Source organism: Pararhizobium sp. O133 (assembly GCF_051669845.1).
Classification (GTDB): domain Bacteria; phylum Pseudomonadota; class Alphaproteobacteria; order Rhizobiales; family Rhizobiaceae; genus Pararhizobium.
Genome location: NZ_CP196426.1, coordinates 4,272,718 through 4,294,250 on the forward strand (window position 1 = coordinate 4,272,718; position 21,533 = coordinate 4,294,250).

Annotated in this window: 24 protein-coding genes and 2 tRNA genes; 10 read left to right on the forward strand and 16 right to left on the reverse strand. The window is 61.4% G+C overall.

Features of this window, described 5'->3' with window-relative positions:
* Positions 1 to 147: 147 nt before the first annotated feature.
* The 11 genes from ACST81_RS20760 to ACST81_RS20810 all read right to left on the reverse strand — a co-directional run bounded on the left by ACST81_RS20760 (position 148) and on the right by ACST81_RS20810 (position 7,627).
* Positions 148 to 1,083: a CRISPR-associated endonuclease Cas3'' gene (locus ACST81_RS20760; protein WP_438750274.1), complete on the reverse strand. Its 936-nt coding sequence runs from the start codon at positions 1,081 to 1,083 to the stop codon at positions 148 to 150.
* A 367-nt stretch (positions 1,084 to 1,450) separates the two neighbouring features.
* Positions 1,451 to 1,526 (reverse strand) — tRNA-Phe (locus ACST81_RS20765).
* Between the two features lie 186 nt (positions 1,527 to 1,712).
* Positions 1,713 to 1,919 (reverse strand): DNA gyrase inhibitor YacG, encoded by a 207-nt coding sequence (yacG, locus tag ACST81_RS20770; RefSeq protein ID WP_438750275.1) that lies wholly within the window; start codon positions 1,917 to 1,919, stop codon positions 1,713 to 1,715.
* Positions 1,920 to 1,923: 4 nt separating this feature from the next.
* On the reverse strand, positions 1,924 to 2,544 hold the full coding sequence (locus tag ACST81_RS20775; protein WP_438750277.1) for a Maf-like protein: 621 nt from the start codon (positions 2,542 to 2,544) through the stop codon (positions 1,924 to 1,926).
* 47 nt (positions 2,545 to 2,591) lie between these two features.
* Entirely contained in the window at positions 2,592 to 2,810 is a 219-nt protein-coding gene (gene infA, locus ACST81_RS20780; RefSeq protein WP_004435948.1) for a translation initiation factor IF-1, read from the reverse strand.
* A gap of 126 nt (positions 2,811 to 2,936) precedes the next feature.
* On the reverse strand, positions 2,937 to 3,353 hold the full coding sequence (locus tag ACST81_RS20785; protein ID WP_438753732.1) for a low molecular weight phosphatase family protein: 417 nt from the start codon (positions 3,351 to 3,353) through the stop codon (positions 2,937 to 2,939).
* 68 nt (positions 3,354 to 3,421) lie between these two features.
* Positions 3,422 to 3,898, reverse strand: coding sequence for a UPF0262 family protein (locus ACST81_RS20790; RefSeq protein WP_438750279.1), 477 nt, complete (start codon positions 3,896 to 3,898; stop codon positions 3,422 to 3,424).
* Positions 3,895 to 5,199 (reverse strand): histidinol dehydrogenase, encoded by a 1,305-nt coding sequence (gene hisD, locus ACST81_RS20795; protein ID WP_438750280.1) that lies wholly within the window; start codon positions 5,197 to 5,199, stop codon positions 3,895 to 3,897. Before hisD ends, ACST81_RS20790 begins: the two co-directional genes overlap by 4 nt.
* A gap of 76 nt (positions 5,200 to 5,275) precedes the next feature.
* Positions 5,276 to 5,716, reverse strand: coding sequence for a DUF2948 family protein (locus tag ACST81_RS20800; protein WP_438750281.1), 441 nt, complete (start codon positions 5,714 to 5,716; stop codon positions 5,276 to 5,278).
* Between the two features lie 121 nt (positions 5,717 to 5,837).
* Entirely contained in the window at positions 5,838 to 7,130 is a 1,293-nt protein-coding gene (gene murA, locus ACST81_RS20805; protein ID WP_438750282.1) for a UDP-N-acetylglucosamine 1-carboxyvinyltransferase, read from the reverse strand.
* Positions 7,131 to 7,375: 245 nt separating this feature from the next.
* A complete protein-coding gene (locus ACST81_RS20810; RefSeq protein ID WP_438750283.1) occupies positions 7,376 to 7,627 on the reverse strand; it encodes a hypothetical protein in 252 nt (83 codons plus the stop codon).
* A 135-nt stretch (positions 7,628 to 7,762) separates the two neighbouring features.
* Between ACST81_RS20810 and ACST81_RS20815 the strand changes: the two genes are divergently transcribed.
* A tRNA-Thr gene (locus ACST81_RS20815) sits at positions 7,763 to 7,837 on the forward strand.
* A gap of 78 nt (positions 7,838 to 7,915) precedes the next feature.
* On the opposite strand, the gene ACST81_RS20820 is transcribed toward ACST81_RS20815, so the two are convergent.
* Positions 7,916 to 8,215 carry a hypothetical protein gene (locus ACST81_RS20820; RefSeq protein ID WP_438750284.1) on the reverse strand — a complete coding sequence of 100 codons (300 nt, stop codon included), beginning with the start codon at positions 8,213 to 8,215 and terminating at the stop codon, positions 7,916 to 7,918.
* A gap of 279 nt (positions 8,216 to 8,494) precedes the next feature.
* Here ACST81_RS20820 and ACST81_RS20825 point away from each other — a divergent pair, with 279 nt between their 5' ends.
* From ACST81_RS20825 to ACST81_RS20835, 3 genes are all read left to right on the forward strand, one after another.
* Positions 8,495 to 8,677, forward strand: coding sequence for a hypothetical protein (locus tag ACST81_RS20825; protein WP_438750286.1), 183 nt, complete (start codon positions 8,495 to 8,497; stop codon positions 8,675 to 8,677).
* A gap of 148 nt (positions 8,678 to 8,825) precedes the next feature.
* Positions 8,826 to 9,218, forward strand: coding sequence for a hypothetical protein (locus ACST81_RS20830; RefSeq protein WP_438750287.1), 393 nt, complete (start codon positions 8,826 to 8,828; stop codon positions 9,216 to 9,218).
* A 163-nt stretch (positions 9,219 to 9,381) separates the two neighbouring features.
* Positions 9,382 to 9,642 carry a hypothetical protein gene (locus ACST81_RS20835; RefSeq protein ID WP_438750288.1) on the forward strand — a complete coding sequence of 87 codons (261 nt, stop codon included), beginning with the start codon at positions 9,382 to 9,384 and terminating at the stop codon, positions 9,640 to 9,642.
* A 15-nt stretch (positions 9,643 to 9,657) separates the two neighbouring features.
* Here ACST81_RS20835 and pdxA read toward each other — a convergent pair whose 3' ends face one another.
* The 4 genes from pdxA to ACST81_RS20855 all read right to left on the reverse strand — a co-directional run bounded on the left by pdxA (position 9,658) and on the right by ACST81_RS20855 (position 14,394).
* Positions 9,658 to 10,635 carry a 4-hydroxythreonine-4-phosphate dehydrogenase PdxA gene (gene pdxA, locus ACST81_RS20840; RefSeq protein WP_438750290.1) on the reverse strand — a complete coding sequence of 326 codons (978 nt, stop codon included), beginning with the start codon at positions 10,633 to 10,635 and terminating at the stop codon, positions 9,658 to 9,660.
* Between the two features lie 72 nt (positions 10,636 to 10,707).
* The gene (locus tag ACST81_RS20845; RefSeq protein WP_438750291.1) at positions 10,708 to 11,841 is read right to left on the reverse strand and encodes an iron-containing alcohol dehydrogenase; all 1,134 of its coding nucleotides are present in this window, start codon (positions 11,839 to 11,841) and stop codon (positions 10,708 to 10,710) included.
* 424 nt (positions 11,842 to 12,265) lie between these two features.
* A complete protein-coding gene (locus ACST81_RS20850) occupies positions 12,266 to 13,477 on the reverse strand; it encodes a sialidase family protein (protein WP_438750293.1) in 1,212 nt (403 codons plus the stop codon).
* Positions 13,478 to 13,488: 11 nt separating this feature from the next.
* On the reverse strand, positions 13,489 to 14,394 hold the full coding sequence (locus ACST81_RS20855) for a dihydrodipicolinate synthase family protein (RefSeq protein WP_438750295.1): 906 nt from the start codon (positions 14,392 to 14,394) through the stop codon (positions 13,489 to 13,491).
* Between the two features lie 297 nt (positions 14,395 to 14,691).
* On the opposite strand from ACST81_RS20855, the gene ACST81_RS20860 reads away from it, so the two are divergent.
* The 6 genes from ACST81_RS20860 to ACST81_RS20885 all read left to right on the forward strand — a co-directional run bounded on the left by ACST81_RS20860 (position 14,692) and on the right by ACST81_RS20885 (position 21,531).
* Complete coding sequence (locus ACST81_RS20860; RefSeq protein ID WP_438750296.1) at positions 14,692 to 16,344, forward strand: ABC transporter substrate-binding protein; 1,653 nt, start codon at positions 14,692 to 14,694, stop codon at positions 16,342 to 16,344.
* A gap of 142 nt (positions 16,345 to 16,486) precedes the next feature.
* Positions 16,487 to 17,443 (forward strand): ABC transporter permease, encoded by a 957-nt coding sequence (locus tag ACST81_RS20865; RefSeq protein WP_438750298.1) that lies wholly within the window; start codon positions 16,487 to 16,489, stop codon positions 17,441 to 17,443.
* Between the two features lie 2 nt (positions 17,444 to 17,445).
* A complete protein-coding gene (locus ACST81_RS20870; RefSeq protein ID WP_438750300.1) occupies positions 17,446 to 18,405 on the forward strand; it encodes an ABC transporter permease in 960 nt (319 codons plus the stop codon).
* Positions 18,405 to 19,439, forward strand: a complete 1,035-nt coding sequence (locus ACST81_RS20875) for an ABC transporter ATP-binding protein (RefSeq protein ID WP_438750301.1) — start codon at positions 18,405 to 18,407, stop codon at positions 19,437 to 19,439. Before ACST81_RS20870 ends, ACST81_RS20875 begins: the two co-directional genes overlap by 1 nt.
* A complete protein-coding gene (locus ACST81_RS20880; RefSeq protein WP_438750304.1) occupies positions 19,439 to 20,431 on the forward strand; it encodes an ABC transporter ATP-binding protein in 993 nt (330 codons plus the stop codon). The genes ACST81_RS20875 and ACST81_RS20880 overlap by 1 nt, the downstream gene beginning before the upstream one ends.
* Positions 20,428 to 21,531: a four-carbon acid sugar kinase family protein gene (locus ACST81_RS20885; protein ID WP_438750306.1), complete on the forward strand. Its 1,104-nt coding sequence runs from the start codon at positions 20,428 to 20,430 to the stop codon at positions 21,529 to 21,531. Before ACST81_RS20880 ends, ACST81_RS20885 begins: the two co-directional genes overlap by 4 nt.
* The last annotated feature ends 2 nt before the right edge of the window (positions 21,532 to 21,533 follow it).

Here is a 21,533-nt window from a genome sequence, read left to right on the forward strand (position 1 = left end):
ATTCTTGCCAACGTTCGGACAGTTTCGATCCGCACCTCCACGAGGAGGCGACCTCCCCACGGTCTCGACGCGCAGCCTGTTTCGCTGGTTTCGATCCACGCCTCCGCGAGGGAGGCGACCCGGCCCTTGAAACCGATGAACGGGCCTTCATCGTTTCGATCCACGCCTCCGCGAGGGAGGCGACACGATGGCGACCGACGAGATTTGCGGCCTGTTCGTTTCGATCCACGCCTCCGTGAACGGGATCGCGTAGATGATCCGGCGATGTCCGTGGCGCCTGGCGTGATCGAGCGCGAAACCAAGAGAGGCCAGAGTCTTGCCGCCGCCGGTCGGCACGGTCAGCGTAAAAAGACCGGGCTGTTGGTCGGCGCCGCCGCGCACGCTCCGGAGAATATCGGAGCGCAGGCGGTTGAGATCACCCTCCGCCTTACCGAAGCGGGCGATATGTGCGTCGAATCGCGCCAGGAAATCGTCGAGCAGGTCGGCAAGCGGCGTCCATGCGCGATCCGCTTTTGTCTTTCCAAGCGAGATATAGAACCCTTCTGTGTCCTTGAAATCCGCGTCCACCAGGCAGGAAAAAATCATCCGCCCCATGAAGGACAGGGCAAAGTCGCGCTCGCTCCTGTCAGCCGGAAGGTTTCGCATCATCGCGGGCACGAGGCCGGAGACATCCGGATGCAGTTCATCCTGCCAGACGGAATCCAGTGCCACGGGACGCTCCATCCGGATGTTGAAACAGCCATCCGTGTCGTTCGACCGGTCCGGCAGGCCCGCATGGTGTCCCAGGATCGCATAAGCGATCAATTCGGCGACGGCGGCATCCGGCCCTGTCGCCAATTGTTTCAAAATCTGGGCTCCGGCCGTGGAATGATCTACACGGACATTCGCGCCCGCAAGTATCCGCTGAAAGTCGGGATTGTACTTTCCGAGATCATGAAAAAGCCCGGCGACAAAGGCGGCGCGCTCCAGACCGAAAGGCCGGGCCATTTCCGCCGCGAGCTTGGCCACGGCCACAAGGTGGTCCCTCAGCCCCTGCCAGTCTCGAGTATCCCCTTCCGTTCCGCTATGCGCATACCAGTCCATCGCATCCCCCCTTCATTGGACTCCAGGAAGAGACTGGCGCGAACTCGATATCTTCCGGGCACATCGCCGGCAAGAAAAGTAAAAGCCTTACGCGTCTACATCCATAGGATGTATTCAGAGATATTTTCCGACGATAGTCAAGTGAAAGTTGCATGAATGACTATCATGCTGGTCCCGGTCATGGCCGACCCCGGCGGCGCAGCATATTCGCATTGAAAGCACGCTTTGAAAGGCGTGCGTCATAATCACGTCATCGCAGAGGTGTGGGATTTGGGACCACCGCGAAAAAACGCTATCGAACACGCACTCGCGGTGCTCAATAAGAACGGATTAAAACCGGAAGGCCAAAGGCTGAAAGAACATGATATGGTGCCCGGAGGCGGATTTGAACCACCGACACGCGGATTTTCAATCCGCTGCTCTACCAACTGAGCTATCCGGGCATCCCTGCTTGTCAGCAGTGGTTCCGCTTGAAGAACCATGGGGCGGTTGGTTGCGCCCCGGAAGCGAGCGGGGTTATAACATCTTGTTCGGCGGTGTCCAGCACCAAATGACGATTTTTCGACAGGAAAATGTCAGTGGATGCAAATATCTGAAAAATAATGGATATCCGCCGAAATTTCAGGCGGTTACTCCTCGTCGCCGGCCTTTGACTCGTCGTCAGCAACCGGGATAGCATAGGAGCCGGTCAGCCAGCGGTTCAGATCGACATTGCGGCAGCGGTCCGAACAGAAGGGATAATGGTCGCGGTGCGACGAGCGCTTGCATTCCGGACATGCCACGGCCTTGCGCAGGGGCGCGATATTGGTTGTCGCCTTGTTGCCTTCGGAACCCATGGCCTCAGCCTTTCGCCCAGTTGCCGTGCACGTCGTAGCCCTCGCCCGACAGCAAGCTGACTGTCTCGTACAGCGGCAGGCCGACGACGTTGGTATAGGAACCAACCAGCTTGACCACGAAACTGCCGGCAATACCCTGGATGCCGTAGGCGCCGGCCTTGCCGCGCCACTGGCCCGACGCGAGATAGCTGTCGATATCGTGGCTGGAAAGCCGCTTGAACCTGACTTTGGTATCGATGACCTTCTGGCGCACCGTACGGTCAGGCGTGATCAGGCAGACGCCGGTATAGACGCGGTGACTGCGGCCCGAGAGGAGATGGAGCGCGCTCGAGGCCTCGCTGACCAGTTCGGGCTTGCCCAGGATACGGCGGCCGACGGAGACGACGGTGTCGGCAGCGAGGATATAGCTGCCTTCCCAGACCGGTTCGCCCTTGATGGCGGCGAGTGCCGCGCGGGCCTTTTCCGCCGACAGGCGCCAGGCGAGCGAGCGCGGATGCTCGGTGCGCTTCGGGGTCTCGTCGAGATCCATCGGCATCAGGCGCGCGGGTTCGATGCCCGCCTGCGCGAGCAATTCGACACGCCGCGGCGAACCGGAGGCCAGGATCAGCTTCTGTGTCAATACCATCGCAACCAAGCCGTCTTTTCGGAAACTTGCGGCAGATGCCGCGATGCTTACTTGAAGCGATAGGTGATACGGCCCTTGGTGAGGTCGTAGGGCGTCATTTCGACAAGCACCTTGTCGCCGGCGAGAACGCGGATACGATTCTTGCGCATGCGGCCTGCCGTGTGGGCAATGATCTCATGTTCGTTTTCAAGCTTCACGCGGAAGGTTGCGTTGGGAAGCAATTCGGTAACGACGCCCGGGAATTCGAGGACTTCTTCTTTCGCCATGTAGGATATGTCTTTCTGTGCTTCGATGCGGACGCGGACGCGCCCTTTAAAAAATTTGGCGGAAACTACACAATCGCCGCGGTTTTGTGAACAGCAGCGATCTTCTTTTCCGATTTTGTGAAGGCGCTATGCCATCTTCTCGGGCATTTGTCCAAGCAAACGATGCCTGATCAGCGTCGCCAGGTGATTTCGAACGTCGCGATAGGCCGAAACGATCTGTTCGCGCGTGCCGGTGGCGACCGTCGGGTCCGGTGTCGGCCAGTATAGGACATCGATCGCCATCGAGCGCGTCAATTCAAGCGCTGCGTGATGCGCTTCCGGCGCCAGCGTCACGATGAGATCGAAATAATCGTCCTCCAGTTCGTCCAGCGTGTGCGGCTGATGTCGCCCAACCGTCAGCCCGATCTCCTCCAAGACCACGTCGACGAAGGGATCGCGCTCGCCCGGCCGCACACCGGCAGAAGCGACATAGGTGCCGGCCGGCAGCATGGCCTTCGCCAGCACTTCCGCCATCGGCGACCGGATCGCATTCATGCCGCACATGAACAGCACCGAGGCCGGCGATTTCGCGCTGCGCTGCTCTATCAGGGGCGAAGCGGCGATCGTCACGCTCAGCCCCGCCAGTAGAGCACGCAGACCAGCGTGAAGAGACGCCGCGCCGTATCGAAATCCAGCTTGATCTTGCCCGACAGCCGATCCATCAGCGTCTGCGAGCCTTCGTTGTGAATGCCGCGCCGACCCATGTCGATGGCCTCGATCTGGCTGGGCGTCGAGGAGCGGATCGCCTCGTAATAGCTTTCGCAAATCATGAAATAATCCTTCACGATCCGCCGGAACGGCGTCAGCGACAGGATATGGGTGGCGACGGCGTCACCGTTTTCCAGCGTGATGGCAAAGACCAGCCTGGAATTGATCAGCGACAGGTTCAGCCGGTAGGGGCCGCCCGGATGGCCCGCGGGCTCGAAGGCGTTTTCCTCGATCAGGTCGAAGATCGCCACGGCGCGTTCATGTTCGACATCGGGCGTCGAGCGGCCGATGGTTTCATCCAGCACGACATCGCAGAGGCGGTGGCTGGCCGTGGCTGTCATCCCTCATCCCCGAGATTGAGCCGGATGGCGACCGAGCGCGCATGCGCCTCCAGCCCCTCGGATCGGGCAAGCGCGATCGCCGCAGGCCCAAGGTCACGCAACTGGTCGACGCCGAGCCGCAGGATCGAGGTGCGCTTCATGTAATCGAGCACGCCGAGGCCGGAGGAGAACCGGGCCGACCTCGCCGTCGGCAGGACGTGGTTCGAGCCGCCGACATAGTCGCCGATCACTTCCGGCGTATGGCGGCCGACGAAGATGGCGCCGGCATTGCGGATTTTCGGGATCATCGCATCGGCATCGGCAAGCGCCAGCTCCAGATGTTCGGCGGCGATGCGATTTGCGAGCGGCACCGCCACCTCAAGATCAGGCACGAGAATGACCGCGCCGAAATCACGCCAGCTGGCGCGGGCGGTGTCGCCTCTGGGAAGCGTGCGCAACTGGCGCTCGACGGCGGCTTCGACGGCGGCGGCAAACGACGCGTCGTCGGTGATCAGGATCGACTGGGCGCCGACATCATGTTCCGCCTGGGCGAGCAAATCGGCGGCGATCCAATCGGGATCGTTGTCACGGTCGGCGATAACAAGGACTTCCGAAGGGCCGGCGATCATGTCGATGCCGACGGTTCCGAACACCTGCCGCTTGGCGGCCGCGACATAGGCGTTGCCGGGTCCCATGATCTTGGCGACCGGCGCGATGGTGATGGTGCCATAGGCAAGTGCGGCGATCGCCTGGGCGCCGCCGATCCGGTAGATTTCCTCGACACCCGCCATGCGCGCGGCGGCGAGAACGGCCGGATTGATCGAACCACCATTGGCCGGCACGACCATGACGATGCGCTCGACGCCCGCCACCCTGGCCGGCAGCGCGTTCATCAACACCGAGCTCGGATAGCTTGCCGTGCCGCCTGGCACATAAAGGCCGACGGCATCGATCGCCGTCCAGCGGGAACCGAGGCCGACACCCATCGAATCCTCGTAGATATCGTCCTTCGGCCGCTGGCGGGTGTGATGCGCCTCGATGCGGACAGCGGCGACCTTGAGCGCGCCCAGAACTTCCGCTGGCACCTGGTTGATGGCCGCGTCGATTTCCTCAGATGTCACCGCCATGCCGGTCACCGCGAAATCGAGACCGTCGAATTTCTTCGTGTAGTCGGCAAGGGCCGCGTCACCACGGGTGCGGACATCGTCGATGATCGCCCGCACGACCGCGTTCACATCCTCGGATACTTCCCGCTTGGTCGTCAGAAAGGCTGCGAACTGCTCTTCAAAGCCGGGGGTGAGATAGTCCAGACGAATGGCCAAGGGAAAGAATCCTCAATCGGTAATCGGCAGTCGCGCGTGGCTTGAGAGCCAGCGGTCGAAATTCGGGCGCCAGAAGTCAGGAGCCGGCCGGATGGCGGGGCTTGAAGCCGGTTTCCCATGCGCCGCCGGTATCCGCAAGCTGAACCTCGATACATTCCACATCGATCATGATCGAAGCGCCGCCCGAGAGCACGAATTCCACCGTTCCATCTGGCCCCTCGCCGTTCTGCTCGAACTGGATCGACAGCAGCGACAGGACCTCTTCACCATCCTTGCGGTTAAAGCCGATGGAGCGGACCGCAGAGACACGCTTGAACAGGAGCAGGCTGCGGCGGCGCTCGAACGACTTGCCACGTCCCTCCGCCGTTTCCCAGACGAAGCGATTGATCACCAGAGACAGTTGCCGAGAGCGCGGCACATAGGCAAGGCCCGACACCTTGAACACCGCGTCCTGCACATGGGCGGACACGATCCCGAGGTCCTCGGCGTCCAGCGCCATCAGCTTCAAACTATCCATGCCGTCAATCCCCTGTCCAGGCGCCTGTCTGCGACCGCAAGGCGGCCGCCATGATGACAAGGACATAGGACGCCGGTATCGAATCCGCAACAGCGCGAGGTGCTCAACGACCGGTCAGCGATCAATCGCTGACGCGTTCAACCTGTGCGCCGCAGGCATTGAGCTTTTCTTCCAGTCGCTCGAAACCGCGATCGAGATGATAGACACGCGACACCATCGTATCGCCTTCCGCCACCAGGCCGGCGATGACCAGCGACACCGAGGCGCGCAGGTCGGTCGCCATGACGGGCGCACCCTTCAGTCGTTCGACACCCTCGATCTTGGCGGTCTGGCCGGACAGCGATATCTTGGCGCCGAGACGGGCCAGTTCCTGCACATGCATGAAGCGGTTTTCGAAGATCGTTTCGGTAATGTGCGAAATGCCCGACGACTTGGTCATCAGGCCCATGAACTGCGCCTGCAGGTCGGTCGGGAAACCCGGGAAAGGATCGGTGACGACGTCGACCGGCTTGATGCCACCGCCGTTGCGCACGACGCGCAGCCCCGTTTCGGTCTCGGTGATCTCGGCGCCGGCGCGGCGGATGGCTTCGAGCGCCGTGTCGAGCAGGCGCGCATTCGTGCCTTCGAGCACGACATCGCCGCCGGTCATGGCAACGGCCATGGCATAGGTGCCGGTCTCGATGCGGTCCGGCAGGACGCGGTGGCGCGCGCCCGACAGCGAGGTGACGCCCTCGATGGTGACCGTCGAGGTGCCGGCGCCGGTGATCTTGGCGCCCATGGCATTGAGGCAATTGGCGAGATCGACGACTTCCGGCTCGCGCGCGGCATTGCCGATCACGGTCGTGCCGTTGGCGAGCGTTGCCGCCATCATCATCACATGGGTCGCGCCGACCGAAACCTTCGGAAAGACATAGCGGGCGCCGATCAGGCCGCCCCTGGGCGCCGTCGCATTGATATAGCCGCTGTCGATCTCGATATTGGCGCCAAGTGCCGTCAGCCCTTCGATGAACAGGTCGACCGGGCGCGTGCCGATGGCGCAGCCGCCGGGCAGCGAGACGCGCGCCTTGCCTTCACGGGCCAGAAGCGGACCGATGACCCAGAAGCTGGCGCGCATCTTGGAGACCAGTTCGTAAGGAGCGGTCGTATCGACGATATTGCGCGAGGTGAAATGGATCGTACGGGAATAGCTCTCCCCTTGGCGCTCGCGGCGGCCGTTGACGGAGATGTCGGCGCCGTGATTGCCGAGGATGCGGATCAGCTGCTCCACGTCGGCCAGATGCGGCACGTTTTCCAGCGTCAGCGTATCGTCCGTCAGAAGCGAGGCGATCATGAGCGGCAGGGCGGCATTCTTGGCGCCGGAAATCGGGATGATGCCGCGAAGCTCGTTGCCGCCGGTAATTCTGATGCGATCCATAGGGTACCTTACGGGCGCCGCCCGCCTTTCGTGACAATCCGTCTTGAAGAGATTGGCGCCTCCATAAAGGATGCGCCGTGAAATGAGAAGCAAATTGAACCGTGACGGTAAACCGCCGGCGGGGCGAGGTAGAATTTGCATCCGTCCGCCATATCCGTCTCCACATAGGAAGACCGGCGCAGCGAAAACAGACATCTACGCCACACGATATCCGCCCCCGGATCCCGTGATGACGCGAGGCCGGATTATTCCGCCGATTCGTCCGTTTTTACGGCAGGCAGGCCGGAAGTTTCATCCGCCGCACCGGATCGTCGCGCACGCCCCTGCTGCTTTCGCCGCAAAAGATTGTCGCGCAGGGTCTTTGCCGCCCTGAGCCGGCGCGCCTCGGCCTGGCGCTCGGCTTCGTGCCCCGGCTCCAGATGGCCGCCACGCCCTTCGGGGGCGGCATTGTCACGTGTCTGATCGTTGTCATCTTGCATGGTGCTGAAATAGCGCAAAACCCGATCCTCCGAAAGTCCACCCGCCTTTTCCCCGGTTCATGCAACGAATTTCGGTTTTGCGGCTTGCACTCCGCAACGACCTATGGCAATAGGCCCTCGCTCGCGCCGGACAACACCGATCCGCCGCACGATGCTGCTATAGCTCAGGGGTAGAGCACTCCCTTGGTAAGGGAGAGGCCGAGAGTTCAAATCTCTCTAGCAGCACCAGTTTTCTTCCTTTGAATTATCAAGACATTTGATCGGCGCTTTCCGCCGAGCCCCTTCCAGCCGCCATGACTGCAATCGTCAGTCCAGCCGATAATAGGGATCTTCCCGGTAGGTTGCGCCGACATAGCAATTTGTCCCGAAGCATCTTGGGCTTCTCCGGTCTCTCGCCGGATAATAGACGTGGGGAGGCGCTTTTCGGTGATGATAGCCGACCCTCGGCGCAACGTAATAATCGTGGCGCTCGATCACGACCTGCTCGCGGTAAAGGGTGCCGGGACGGGCGGAATAGGACGCGTAGCCGCCATCCTCGACGCAGCCCGTCAACGTGACAGCGGACATTCCGAGAGTAGCGAGAATGAAGAACGGCTTGCGGCTCATGTTGACCTCCAGAACGGGGAAACAGTGCTATCCTGACACAGAAGCAAGCCTGGCTGCACCGGAGAACGGCAGGATGGTTAAAGCCGCCGCAAGATGAGCTTACTGGCACATCCCATTTCTCATTCCCTTCTGCCGATCCGGCGCACCTGACCCCAGTCCCGGCGCTCCGCTCCGGGTCGCACGATGGCCCATCTTGACTTCGAGCAAAAATGAGAACATATAGTGAACATACAGAACATTGCCGGATGGCGACATCGCGGCTCAGCCTTGGGGTCAGATATGAGTTACATCGAGGAAATCACGGCACGGACGCAGGCGGTGCTCGAACGGTCGCGGGCATTCCGTGAGCGCTCCCAGGCGATGCGGGAGGAGCATAAGGCGTTGATCGAGCGCGCTTCGATCAAGTCCGGCCAGCTTCATTTCGTCTTTCCTGCATCAGGTCAGAACACGGCAAAACACTAGCGACGCGCAAGGTTGGAACGCTAAAGTCCTTTGTCACAATATTGGGCCCCTGCTCCGCGCACAGTCTCGTGATATGAGCATCGGTGTTGATTGCATGGCTGTGCCGGTCTACTTAGGCGGCATTGAAACAAGGCTTCGAGTCCCGACGATGGCAATTTCCGATCTGATCCTGCAGTTGCAGCATGCCAAAGAGCCCAGCAGGGATCTCGACATTTCGATCGGGATCGTCATGGGCTACAAGCGTCATGTGAAGACGGTGGGCAAGGGCGAGGGCGGCAAGGAAGAACGTAAGGTCGTTTGGCTCTATCCGTCCGACGGTGATGAAAGCAGTAGCTTGCCCTCTTTTACCGGCAAGATCGACGATGCCTATTTTCTGGCGCAAAGTCTGGTGCCCGGCTGCGTCGGCGGCGTCAGTTGGGATTCGCGCGGCGGAACGGCCAAGATCGATGACGGCCCCTATTTCACCGCAAACACGCCGGCCATCGCGCTATGCATCGCAGCGCTCAGCGTCAAGCATTTCCAGGAAGCCGAAGCCAAGTAGGTTTTGGCGCACAACCAGGCAACGAACGCAACCTCTCCAACGGGTAAATCCAGGCTCTACACGGCGTTTTGAACGAGCACCGTCGACTCAGGCCTGCGAAAATATTGACCGTGCCGCCTCGCCCGTGACATGCTCCGACAGCCAACCACAAGGAGTGGCCCGGATGAAATCTCTTGTCTTCCTGAGCGCAATCGCACTCCTGCTGGCTTCCTGCACGGCGCCGGTGGTCGAGCCCATCCCCGGCAGCATCACCTATGGCGGCCAGCCGCGAACCAAACTGACGAAATCGCCGGTTGGCAGCCGTGTGCACAACTCCTTCCGCACCTTAAACGGTGTTGCCTACGAGACCTATATCATCGAGCCGGATCGCTCGCTGAAGCTCATCCGGCGCGAAATCCGCAGCGACTATTTCGATCAGAATTGAGCCAGTATCAACCCGTCAGACGGCGCTTCTCGGCGCCGCCGCGACCAGCCGCGCATAATCGATGGCCGAGAGCATGTTGGCGTGGTTGGCTTTACCCGTTCCGGCAATATCGAAGGCCGTGCCGTGATCGACAGAGACGCGATCGATCGGCAGGCCGAGCGATACATTGACCGCCGTCTCGAAGGCGACCAGCTTGATCGGGATATGACCCTGGTCATGATACTGCGCAACGACGAGATCGAAGGCACCGCCATAGGCGCGGGCATAGACCGTATCGGCTGAAATCGGCCCGACCACGTCGATGCCCTTGGCCTGCGCCAGTTCGACCGCCGGCGCCAGGAACTTCGTGTCCTCGTCACCGAACAGGCCGCCCTCGCCGCAATGCGGGTTGATACCGGCAACGGCGATGCGCGCCTTCTTGCCGAGCCGCAGGAAATGCCGATGCCCCGCCTCGATGGTCGCCAGCACCCGCTCGACGGTCGCCCGCTCGATCGCGGTGCGCAACGAGACATGGGTGGAGACGTGGATAGTGTTCAGCCGCTCCGAGGCGAGCAGCATGAAGGAGCTTTTCGAGCCGGTGAGATGGGCGAGAAGGCCGGTATGGCCGTCAAAATGATGGCCGGCGAGATTCATCGCCTCCTTGTTGATCGGGGCGGTGACGATGCAATCGACAGCGCCGGACTGGGCGAGTTCGACGGCACGCTTGATATAGCGCACCGACGCATCGCCGGCGACAGGGCTGACCTTGCCGATCTCCGGCAGGCTGCCGTCTATGGCGACCTCGTCGACCGCAATTGCACCGGTGGACGGCGTGGCGGAAAATGTGAGTTCGGTGCCCGTTACCCGATTGGCCCGTTCCAGCGCCTGCACGTTACCGACGATGACGAAATTCTCCCTATCGGCCTGCGGCAGGGCGGCCAAGGCCTTGACGATGACTTCCGGCCCGACGCCGGCCGGGTCTCCCAGCGTGACGGCTACGCGCGATGTGTTCATGCTTCATGTCCTCCGTGGCGGGCCTGCCGCCTCTTCTGCGATGCGGTTCCGCCGATCGCAGGTCTGTTCCAGTCAGTATGCGGCTTGATAGATCGAAAGAATATCGCCTCGGCCAAGATCGCGTGGATTGTTATCGAGCAGCCGGCGAATGGCAAAGGCATCGTCAGCCATTGCGCCGAGATCTGTCTCCGGCACGCCAAGCCCCGAAAGCCGCATCTCGATACCGAGCGCGGCGCAGAATTCGAAGGTCGCGTCGAAGACGGAAGCCTGGTGGCCGCGTGCCTTGAGATTGAGGGCTTCGATCACCTGCGCCGTCTTTTCCGGCACCGATGGCGTGTTGAAGGCAAGCACATGCGGAAAGATCAGCGCATTGGCCGCGCCATGGGCGACGTGCCAGCGGGTTCCGAGGGGATAGGCAAGCGCGTGGCCGCCTGCGGTATTGACCGGGCCGAGACAGAAGCCGCCATAGAGCGAGGCAAGCGACAGGCCGGCGCGTGCCTCGGCATCCGAACCGTCAGCAACGGCACGGGCGAGAAAGCGGCCGACCAGACGCACACCCTCGATCGCATAGAGATCGATCATCGGATGTGCCTTGCGATTGGTGAAGGCCTCGACGCAATGCGCCATAGCATCGACGCCGGTCGCGGCCGTGGTTGCGGCCGGCACGGTGAAGGTGAGGCTGGGATCGATGATGGCGATATCGGCGAGCATATGGATGCTTTCGACCGCAAGCTTGGCCTGCGTCGCGGGGTCAGTGACGAGTGCGCGGATACCGGCCTCGCTGCCTGTTCCGGATGTGGTCGGCACCTGCGCGAGGGCTGCCCGGCGACGGCCGGTGACTTTTCCCGCCCCGACAACATCGCGCAGCGTCTGGGTGGAGCCAGACAGAACTGACGCAAGCTTGGCGAGATCCATCGCGCTGCCGCCGCCGAAGCCGACGATTAGATCGGCGTCCGCCGCATCCGCTGCCGCCAACACCAGATCGAGATTGTCGGTATCAGGTTCGGGCTTCACCTTGGAAAAAACGGTGACCTCGCCTGGCAATTCCAGAACGCCGACACGCGATGCATTGAACGCGTCGGAAATCACCAGCACGCGCGAAAACCCTTTCACCTTTGCCCAGGCGCCAAGCTTTCCGGCAACGCCGACGCCGAATTCGATGATCTCCGGGCGAACGATCGCGATGGGGGCGCTCAGGCTGATCATGGGCTCTTCCTCGTCGTTTCTGCGCTCACACCTCTCAGCGGCGCGAACAACATGTAAATTTGTTACATGTATCCCCGTTTCTTGGCAAGGGTGAAGGTTCACCGTAATCCGATTTTCTGCCAAACCCAGTCGGATTTTCGTCAGACCAACCGAATTAGGAAGCCATAATACTGTGTTTTTTAACGAAATTTTTGAAAACAGTTTTTACTCGGCGGGTTTCTTGGATACGCCAAAGAGGGCTGGAAAAACATGGCTGTCCAGCGCTGAAAATTGTATAAATATCGGCGTTTCCGTCGGTTTCGGACTGCTTTGCAGCAGAATCGAACCCAACTTGTTAAAAACAGGAACACATGGTGCCGATTTCACGCATTTGTAAAAGCAAGGCGATGATCTGATGCGGGAACCGTCCGTTCGGTCCCCGCCTTCAAGCCGGCATTCGGCCGGTAAAGCGGGGCTCCAGCCGCACATATTTGATGGCGCGGCGGTAATAGGTATAGGCGATATGCAGCGCGCCATCCGCCCCCTCGACGATCGAGGGATAGGAATATTCCCGGTTGAGCGCATCCTTGGAATTGTTGGTCAGGCAATATCCGTCGCCGGTCTCGAGATCGACAGGATCGGTGAATGACCTTGCGCCATCCGCCGAGAACACAAGGCTCATCGGCGCACGCGGAACACCCCAGATGGCCTTGCGTGCATCATTCCGCTCCGTCGCAACGACCTCCGGCGCCGGGGGCGATTCCTCCGCCTCAATCTCGTCATAGAGCGAATGGCGCCGGTCGGATGAGGTCAAGCAATTGGAATGATTGTATATCACCGCGATTCGTCCATCCGAAAGCGCGGTCGCCTGGATCGAGGAATTGTTGTTCGGCAGCAGGGTCGGCTCCGGCGCGCTCCAGGTCATTCCGTCATCATCAGACACACTGCGCAGGATCTGGGTAGCGAAGCGATTGCGGAACAGGGCAACCATGCGCCCGTCGCCCTGCGGAACGATGTTCATGTGCACGGCACCGATGCTGTCGGGCACATCGACCATCTGCCAACTGACGCCGGCATCACGCGAAACGAGCACGGCGGCCGTATCGACATCGCCAGTCCAACGCTGGCCGGGAGCACCGATGCATCGAAACACCGGCAGCAGCCAGACGCCGGCTCCGTTGACGACGACCGGCTGACGCACGAACGTGCCGGGACTGTCGCAGAGAATATCGACCGGTCCGAATGTCAGGCCACCGTCCTTCGATATCCGCCGCTTGACGACAGCCCCGTCCTGATTTCCGGACGTCTGCGAAGTGAAGATCAGCCAGATCTTGCCATCCGGCGCGGTAAAGATCAGCGGGTTCTGTTCGGATTTCGCCGGATCGTCCGACATCTTTTCCGGCGCCGACCAGGTGTCTGAACCAGGTAGTAGTCGCGACATATAGATGGAGATGTCGCCCATCCCCTCCATCGTGCCGCCAAACCAGACGCAGGTCAGCGTGCCATCGGGCAGAAAGGCCAGATTGGCGGCGTGGTTCTGCACGCAAGGCGATGGCAGGAAGGCGTCGAAACGAAGCTTTTCGCCACCGTCCGGCTTGATGACGCCGTTCATAAGAGGCGGAATTTGCTCGGGTTTCAGGCCGGAACCGGATGTCATGGCACCCTCCTTCACGGCAGTTGCGCGAACTTGACGGCGAGATCGGCCTGGTCTGCGGCGCTTAGCGCCATCAGCGGCGCGCGCGGTCGCGCCCAGGCGGAATTGCCGTTCTTCAGGCCGACCATCGCCTTGATCGTCGGGATCTGGACGTAGGAATTCGACAGCGACCGGTAGGCATTGATGCGGGCCTGCGCCGCCTCGACGTCCGCTGCGCGCGTGGGATCGTTGGCATGGTCGTAGACGGTACGCAACGAGTTGGCGACCAGGTTGGACGTCGCGGTAATGCAGCCCGCGCCGCCCGCCTTGATCAGCGGCAGCAGCAGCGGGTCAGCGCCGGCCAGCACCGAAAATCCCGGGAATGCGGCAATCAGCGCTTCCATATTTGCGAAGTCGCCGAAGGAATCCTTGATGCCGACAACTGTGTCCGGGAAGGCCTCGATCAACCGGCCGATCAGCGGCAGGCTCAGCGGAATGCCGGAAACCTGCGGAATGTGATAGAGAACGACCTGCAGCCGGTCGTCGGCAATCGTTTCGATGATCCGCGCATAGGCAGCGAAGAGGCCGTCGTCAGACACACCTTTGTAATAGAAGGGCGGCAGCATCACGACGCGGCTGACGCCGGCCGAAAGCGCATGTTTCGTAAGCTCGATCGTATCGGGAATGGCTGCGACGCCGGTACCGGGCATCAATTGGTCGCCGGGAATACCGGATTTCAGCGCGGCTTCGAGTATCCCGCGGCGCTCGGCCGAGGAAAAGGAGTTTGCCTCGCCGGTCGTGCCCAGCAAAGCCACGCCATGGCATCCCTCGTCGAGAAGACGCCGGCAATGGGCTGCGAACAGGCCGAGATCAGGCGTATCATCGGCGTTGAGCGGCGTCGTGGCAGCGCTGTAGACGCCGGTGATCTTGTGAATGGTCATGGTGCGAATTCCTCCCGCCGCATACGCCGGCCGATATTCCGGTCGCCGCCATCACCCGCTTCTTCATCAATCATGACAAGTTGTCAAGAAAAATTCCGTTCCAAAAATTCCACACATAAAATACGCCATTGAAAAATAACGGTTTAATTCATAAACTCAGAACCGACATGAATATTCCAAAGAATTAATGTTGACATATTTACAATATCGATCCAGTGTCTGGCATCATCATGGCGCGGCAATCTGTCAGGAACCGGAGAGCGGAGGGCGCGATGACAGCATCTATTGGAGGATCAGATGTCTAACCCGAACAATCAAGCCGGCTCGTCGCAGCCGCAGATCACACGCCGCAGCGCCCTGAAACTCGGTCTTGGCACCAGCGTCGCGCTCGGTCTCTTCGGCCTGAGCGCCCGCATCGTCGTTGCTCAGGAGGGCCAGGTACTCAAGGTCGCGAACCCGGCCTTCAACCAGGATTGGTCGCCTTTGCGCGGTGGTGGCGTGCCCTATCGGTGGAATTCCGTCTGGTGGGCGTCGCCAATGTATTTCGACTCGAAGGGTGAACTGCACCCTTACGTCTTTACAAGCTGGGAGCCGGACGCAGAGAACAAGACATGGACCTTCAAGATCGATCCGAAGGCCGTTTTCTCTGACGGCAGCAAGATCACCGCTGAGGACGTCAAGGGTTCGTGGAACGTCTCGGCCATGCCGAACACCAAGAGCCAGCGCGCCGATCAGGTCCTGGGCAAGGTCGCAGGCTACGCCGATGTCGGCGCCGGCAAGGCCAAGGAAATCTCCGGCATCGCCACGCCGGACGAAGGTACGGTCGTCGTCACGCTATCCGAATCCGACCCGATCTTCTTCATGCGCCTCGGCAACCACATTGCGCCGATCACCAAGGCTTCGCAGTCCCGCGGCGAAGACGGCGAGGAAATCGCCGAATGGTACATGCCGGCCAATAACGCGGTCTATTCCGGTCCGTTCAAGCTGACCAGCATCGACCTCGACGCTGGCAAGCTGGTGTTCGAGCCGAATGAAAACTTCTTCGGCCCGAAGCCGAAACTTGCCCGCATCGAGATCGACTCGATCGAAGACAATGTCACGGCAACGTCCCTTCTGAAATCCGGCGAGTACAATGCCCATACGGAGCTTGTCACCTCGACCATCATTCAGGATCTCGGTGCCAGCTTTGCAGAGGGACCGCTGATTCCGACCAGCCAGCATTTCTGGTTCAACTCGTCGCGCGCGCCGATGGACGATCCGAAGGTTCGCCAGGCGCTGATCATGGCCGTCGACCGCGAAGGCCTGATGAAAGCCTCGTTCCCGGATGGCCCGCACAAGAAGACCGACCAGGTCCTCAACTCCGTGCCGGGCGCCGACAATTCCGGCTTCGAGCCCTACCCGTATGATCCGGAAGGCGCCAAGAAGCTGCTGTCGGAATCGACCTATGGCGGACCGGAACGGCTTCCGAAGCTTCTGTTCGTCGGCGTGTCCGGCCCGGCCATCGAGGCCGCCGCCCAGTTCATCGCCGAACAGTGGCGCCAGAACCTTGGCATCACCGCCGTCGACATGAAGCCGCAGCAGGACGCCTATGCCGGTCCGGACCAGAACGCGGTCCAGATCTTCCGCGACGATGTCGGCACCCGCGTTCCCGATGCCGTCTCCTATCTGGCCGGCTCCATCGCCTCGACCTCATCGAACGCGCAGAACAAGCTCGGCGGATACAAGAACGACAAGGTCGATAGCCTGCTGGCGGAAGCAGCGACCAAGGCAGCGGATGATCCGCAGCGCGTCGCCCTTGCCCAGGAAGCCCAGAAGGCCTTCCGCGAAGACTGGAACTTCATTCCCTGGTACGCCCAGGCGATGTCGCGCTGGGCAACCGACAAGGTATCCGGCATGGACAAGAACCTCGACTGGCAGGTCGTCGCCCCCTGGGACATCTCGATCGCCTGAGGCGTCGTGATGCCGAACACTTCTGTGCGGGAGCGGAGACCCGCTTCCGCACGGACTGCGAATGCTGGAGTATGATTGCGGACTTTCGCCGCAGGGCAAAGCTCAAGGCATCATCTTCTGAAACGAACGGTGGGGAACTGCCATGCTGCGTTATATAACAACCCGTTTCCTTGTCTGGATCCCATCCGTCCTTCTTGTCATGCTCGGCGTCTATGCACTGGCCTATTACGGCGCCGGCGATCCGATCAAGCTGATATTCCTGCGCGCGCCCGGCGACGTCGCCTACAATCCGGAGCGTATCGAGGCGATCCGCGAAAGCGCCGGCCTCAACCGTCCCTTCCTCATCCAATTCGCCAGCTATATCTGGAACCTGCTGCACGGCAATTTCGGCAATTCGCTGAGCTCCGGCCGCTCCGTCTGGGCAATGATCTCGGCTGCAGCGCCCGTTTCCTTCAAGCTCGCGCTCTGTTCCGTCATCCTCACCGCCGTCGTCGCCATTCCGCTCGGGCTGATCGCGGCGCTCAACCAGAACACTCGCACCGACTATGCCATCCTCGGCTCGGCCCTGTTCCTCTGGGCGATCCCGGCCTATGTCGCCGGCCCGATGCTGATGGTCCTGCTGATCATGATCCTTCCGGGCTCGGCGGTTCCTTATGGCTGGGGCGGAGTCTTCGACGTGCGTATCCTGCTGCCGCTGATCGTCCTGTCCTTTCAGCCGATCGCCCTCATCGTACGCCAGACGCGCGCCGCTGTCATTGAAGTGCTGTCGGAGGATTTTGTTCGTACGGCACGGGCAAAGGGCGTTCCAGAGGTGATGGTGGCACTCCGCCATATCCTCCGCCCGGTTTTGACGCCGGTGGTCACCCAGCTCGGCCTGATCATGATCACCATCGTCAACGGCGCCATCTTCGTCGAGCTGGTCTTCGGCCTGCCCGGTCTTGGCCGCCTCACGGTGCAGGCGCTGACCAATACCGATTATCCCGTCATCCTTGCCATCACGCTGATCGGCTCGTTCCTGGTGATGATCTCCAACCTCTTGGTCGATGTGCTTTATCCGCTGCTCGACCCGCGTGCCAACGACACCAGAAGGAGCCGCTGACCATGTCCGTCGTTCCCATGACCAACGCTCCCATCGAGATCGAACCGCCCGTCAGCCTCTGGCGAGACGCCTGGCACCGGCTGCGCCGCAACAAGCTCGCCGTCTTCGGCCTCGTCGTCGTCGTCATCCTCGCCTTCACAGCTCTTTTTGGCCCGTACCTGACGCCTTACGACTTTCTCAGCCAGGACCTCAATTCACGCAATCTGGCGCCGTCGCTGTCTCATCTGTTCGGCACGGACGATCTCGGGCGCGACGTGTTCAGCCGGGTCATCTACGGAACACGCACGGCCTTCCTCGTTGCTATCGTCGTCACCTTCATCGCTGTCCTCATCGGCGTGACGCTCGGCGCCCTCGCCGGCTTCTTCGGCGGCTGGCTGGACCGGATCGTCATGTGGCTGACGGATATGACCATGTCGATCCCCAACCTCTTGCTCGTCGTCGTCATCAATGCTTCGCTGAAGTCGCCGATCGCCAGCTGGATGGAGAGCCGTTATCTGGCGACGCTCAATCCTTTCTACCGCGAAACGATCTGGGTCGATTTCCTGCTGGTCTTCGGCTCGATGGCGCTGATCTCCTGGCCGCCCTATGCGCGCCTTGTCCGCGCACAAGTGCTGTCGATCCGCTCGCGGCCTTATATCACCGCCGCCCAGGCCCTGGGCCTGACCAACCGCATCATCCTGATGCGCTATGTCGTGCCCAATGCGCTGGGACCACTGATCGTCGCCGTCAGCGCCGGGCTCGGCACCGCCATGGTGCTGGAAAGCGCCTTCTCCTTCCTCGGCGTCGGGGTCAATCCGCCAACACCCAGCTGGGGCAACATGATTTCCGACGGTCTGCGCGTCTGGCAGCATTATCCGCATCTGCTCGCCGCCCCCGCCGCCGTGCTCGGCCTCGCCTCCGTCGCCTTCTCGTTCCTGGGCGATGGACTCAACGACGCACTCAATCCGCGCGGAGCGAAATGATGATGATGGCCAATGATATTCGCCCACAACCATCGGCCAAGACCGGCGAACGCCTTCTCGACGTCAAGGGCCTGACGATCGAGATCGAGACCCGCAACGGTCCGGCGACCATCGTCGATGGCATCGACCTGCATGTCGACAAGGGCGAGACGCTGGGCATTGTCGGCGAATCCGGTTGCGGCAAGAGCCTGACCATGCTGAGCTTGATGCGGCTCTTGCCCAACAAGATTCGTGTGACGAAGGGCGAAGCCAATTTTGCCGGGCGCGACTTGCAGACGATGTCGAATTCGGAGCTGCGCAAAGTGCGCGGCGGCGATGTCGGTTTCATCTTCCAGGACCCAATGACTTCGTTGAACCCGGTGATGCGCATCGGCCAGCAGCTGGCCGAGCCGCTGATTTACCACCGCGGCATGTCGAAGGCCGAAGCCCGCAAGCGCGCCGGCGAACTGCTGAAGCTCGTTGGCATTCCCGGTGCCGAGGACCGGCTGGACGCCTATCCGCACGAACTGTCCGGCGGCATGCGCCAGCGCGTGATGATCGCCATCGGCCTTGCCTGCAATCCGCAGCTGCTGATCGCCGACGAACCAACCACTGCGCTCGACGTCACCATCCAGGCGCAGATCGTCGATCTGGTGAAGGACCTGCGCAATAAGCTCGGCATGTCGGTTGTCTGGATTACCCACGACCTGGCGCTGATCGCTGGCCTCGTCGACCGCATCAACGTGCTCTATGCCGGCACCGTCGTTGAGGATGCGCCCGTCGATGCGCTGTTTGCCAATCCGAGCCACCCCTATACCCAAGGGCTGCTTGCCTCGATCCCGAAACTGTCAGACGAACGCTCGATGCGCCTGAGTTCGATCGGCGGCACGCCGCCGGAGCCCGGCCGCCGTCCCAAAGGCTGTCCTTTCGCGCCCCGGTGTCCCCTTGCGGAAGCGGTCTGCCATGAGATGGTTCCGTCGCTGGAAGGCATTGGCCCGAACGGCGCGCATCGTGTTGCCTGCTTCGTTGCCCAAAGAAAACTGGAGGCCGCGTGATGGCTGCCCAACCGCTGATGCGTATTGAAAACCTGGTGAAGCACTTCCATGTGCGGCTCGGCGCCTTCGGCGAGCGCGCTGCCACCGTGCATGCGCTGGATGATGTGAATTTCGACATTTTCGAGGGCGAAACGCTGAGCCTTGTGGGCGAATCCGGCTGCGGCAAGTCGACCACCGGCTTCACCCTGCTCAACCTGCACCGGGCAACCGAAGGCAAGGTGATCTATCAGGGTAAGAACATCGTCGAACTCGACGAAAAGGCTATGCGGCCCTATCGTCGCCAGTTGCAGATCGTCTTCCAGGACCCCTACTCGACGCTCAACCCGCGCATGACGATCGGTGAAGCCGTCGGCGAGCCGATCCTGTTTCACAAGCTCGCCACCAAGGCAGAACTCAAGGACCGGATCGCCACGTTGCTCGCCGATGTCGGCCTGCCGCCACGCTTTGCCTCGCGTTATCCGCATGAACTGTCCGGCGGCCAGCGACAGCGTGTGGCGATTGCCCGCGCGCTCGCCTGTCAGCCGAAATTCATCGTCTGCGACGAAGCGATCTCGGCGCTCGATGTGTCCGTCCAGGCGCAGATCATCAACCTGCTGCTCGATTTGCAGCAGAAATATGGGCTGACCTATCTGTTTATTGCCCACGACCTTGCGGTGGTGCGCCATATCAGCGACCGTGTCGGCGTCATGTATCTCGGGCGTCTGGCCGAGCTTGCGACCCGCGAGGAACTGTTCGAGCATCCGCTGCATCCCTATACGAAGGCGCTGCTGTCGGCTGTGCCGGAGGCCGATCCGGCGCATGAGCGCAGTCGCAAACGGCAGATCCTGCAGGGCGACGTGCCGAGCCCGCTCTCGCCGCCCGCCGGATGCCGTTTCCACACCCGCTGCCCGATCGCCATGGATGTCTGCGGCAAGGTCGTGCCGGAATGGCGCGAGGCCCGGCCGGGCCATATGGTCGCCTGTCATGCGGTCACCGAGGGTCTGCCTGGATGACATTGAAAGTCGCCATTATCGCCGATGACCTGACGGGTGCGCTCGATACCGGCACACCCTTCGTCGAGGCCGGCCTGAAGGTGGTCGTGGCGATCCAGGTGGAGGCTCTGACCGAGGCGCTGGCGCGTGATCCGGAGGTGCTGGTCGTCAACACGGCGTCACGCGCCCTGCCCGAAGACGAAGCGGCGGCCCGGATCGCAGCTGTTCTTTCCGCCCTCGGGCCTGCAAAGCCCGATATTCTGTTCAAGAAGATCGACTCGCGGCTGAAGGGCAATGTCGCCGCCGAAAGCCTGGCGCTGGCGAAAGCCGCCGGCCGCCGGCACATCATCGTCGCCCCGGCGATCCCCGACCAGCAGCGCTTCACCGTCGATGGCGCCGTCACCGGCCGTGGTGTCGACAAGCCCCTTCCCATCCGCCCGCTGTTTCCAGCGGACGTCAATACTGTCGAGGTGTTCGATGCCATAAGCGATGGGGATTTGGACGATCTGGTACACCGGACCGACTGGAGCAACGCTGTTGCCGTCGGCGCGCGCGGTCTTGGCAGCGCCTTTGCTAGGGCCTTCTTTCGACCGGCAGTTGCGCCGCCGGCCTTTGCGCCAACCTCTGAAACATTGTTCGCCTTCGGCTCCCGTGATCCGATCACCTCCTCTCAGATCGCCCAACTTCACGAACACCGCTGGATCACCTCGATAGCGGACGCACCCGCCGGAGCGCTGCCCGTTGCCGCTATTAAGTCGCTTCCCGCCGTTGCGCGCTGCTCCGGCGAACAGGTCTCGAATCCCGAGGATGTCGTCGCCCGCTTTGCGAAGGGTATCCGCGATGTGGTCGCGCGAACGCGCCCGGACATGCTGATGATGGGAGGCGGCGATACGGCGCTTGCCATCCTCAGGGAACTTGGCACCAGCGTTCTCGTGCCGAACGGCGACATCGAGGCGGGTATTCCCTGGTTTGAAATCAGCGGTCCCGATGGCCGGACATTTCGCTGCGCGGTTAAATCCGGGAGCTTCGGCAATATCGATTCTTTGCTAAAACTCGTGCCCGAGAATCTGTTAAGTGAAGCGATGTCCAATGGGACAAGGATCGAAAAACAGGCGTGGTGAAA

Bases quoted from the DNA above. Each gene is read 5' to 3' on its own strand.
- ACST81_RS20820 (WP_438750284.1), bottom strand. From the start codon at position 8,215: ATGAGCCGCAAGCCGTTCTTCATTCTCGCTACTCTCGGAATGTCCGCT.
- ACST81_RS20880 (WP_438750304.1), top strand. From the start codon at position 19,439: ATGGCTGCCCAACCGCTGATGCGTATTGAAAACCTGGTGAAGCACTTC.
- ACST81_RS20830 (WP_438750287.1), top strand. From the start codon at position 8,826: ATGGCAATTTCCGATCTGATCCTGCAGTTGCAGCATGCCAAAGAGCCC.
- ACST81_RS20870 (WP_438750300.1), top strand. From the start codon at position 17,446: ATGTCCGTCGTTCCCATGACCAACGCTCCCATCGAGATCGAACCGCCC.
- ACST81_RS20775 (WP_438750277.1), bottom strand. From the start codon at position 2,544: ATGGTATTGACACAGAAGCTGATCCTGGCCTCCGGTTCGCCGCGGCGT.
- ACST81_RS20885 (WP_438750306.1), top strand. From the start codon at position 20,428: ATGACATTGAAAGTCGCCATTATCGCCGATGACCTGACGGGTGCGCTC.
- ACST81_RS20785 (WP_438753732.1), bottom strand. From the start codon at position 3,353: ATGTGCGGCATGAATGCGATCCGGTCGCCGATGGCGGAAGTGCTGGCG.
- ACST81_RS20790 (WP_438750279.1), bottom strand. From the start codon at position 3,898: ATGACAGCCACGGCCAGCCACCGCCTCTGCGATGTCGTGCTGGATGAA.
- murA (WP_438750282.1), bottom strand. From the start codon at position 7,130: ATGGATCGCATCAGAATTACCGGCGGCAACGAGCTTCGCGGCATCATC.
- ACST81_RS20760 (WP_438750274.1), bottom strand. From the start codon at position 1,083: ATGGACTGGTATGCGCATAGCGGAACGGAAGGGGATACTCGAGACTGG.
- pdxA (WP_438750290.1), bottom strand. From the start codon at position 10,635: ATGAACACATCGCGCGTAGCCGTCACGCTGGGAGACCCGGCCGGCGTC.
- ACST81_RS20855 (WP_438750295.1), bottom strand. From the start codon at position 14,394: ATGACCATTCACAAGATCACCGGCGTCTACAGCGCTGCCACGACGCCG.
- ACST81_RS20835 (WP_438750288.1), top strand. From the start codon at position 9,382: ATGAAATCTCTTGTCTTCCTGAGCGCAATCGCACTCCTGCTGGCTTCC.
- ACST81_RS20825 (WP_438750286.1), top strand. From the start codon at position 8,495: ATGAGTTACATCGAGGAAATCACGGCACGGACGCAGGCGGTGCTCGAA.
- ACST81_RS20865 (WP_438750298.1), top strand. From the start codon at position 16,487: ATGCTGCGTTATATAACAACCCGTTTCCTTGTCTGGATCCCATCCGTC.
- ACST81_RS20850 (WP_438750293.1), bottom strand. From the start codon at position 13,477: ATGACATCCGGTTCCGGCCTGAAACCCGAGCAAATTCCGCCTCTTATG.
- ACST81_RS20860 (WP_438750296.1), top strand. From the start codon at position 14,692: ATGTCTAACCCGAACAATCAAGCCGGCTCGTCGCAGCCGCAGATCACA.
- infA (WP_004435948.1), bottom strand. From the start codon at position 2,810: ATGGCGAAAGAAGAAGTCCTCGAATTCCCGGGCGTCGTTACCGAATTG.
- ACST81_RS20845 (WP_438750291.1), bottom strand. From the start codon at position 11,841: ATGATCAGCCTGAGCGCCCCCATCGCGATCGTTCGCCCGGAGATCATC.
- yacG (WP_438750275.1), bottom strand. From the start codon at position 1,919: ATGGGTTCCGAAGGCAACAAGGCGACAACCAATATCGCGCCCCTGCGC.
- ACST81_RS20875 (WP_438750301.1), top strand. From the start codon at position 18,405: ATGATGATGGCCAATGATATTCGCCCACAACCATCGGCCAAGACCGGC.
- ACST81_RS20800 (WP_438750281.1), bottom strand. From the start codon at position 5,716: ATGGATAGTTTGAAGCTGATGGCGCTGGACGCCGAGGACCTCGGGATC.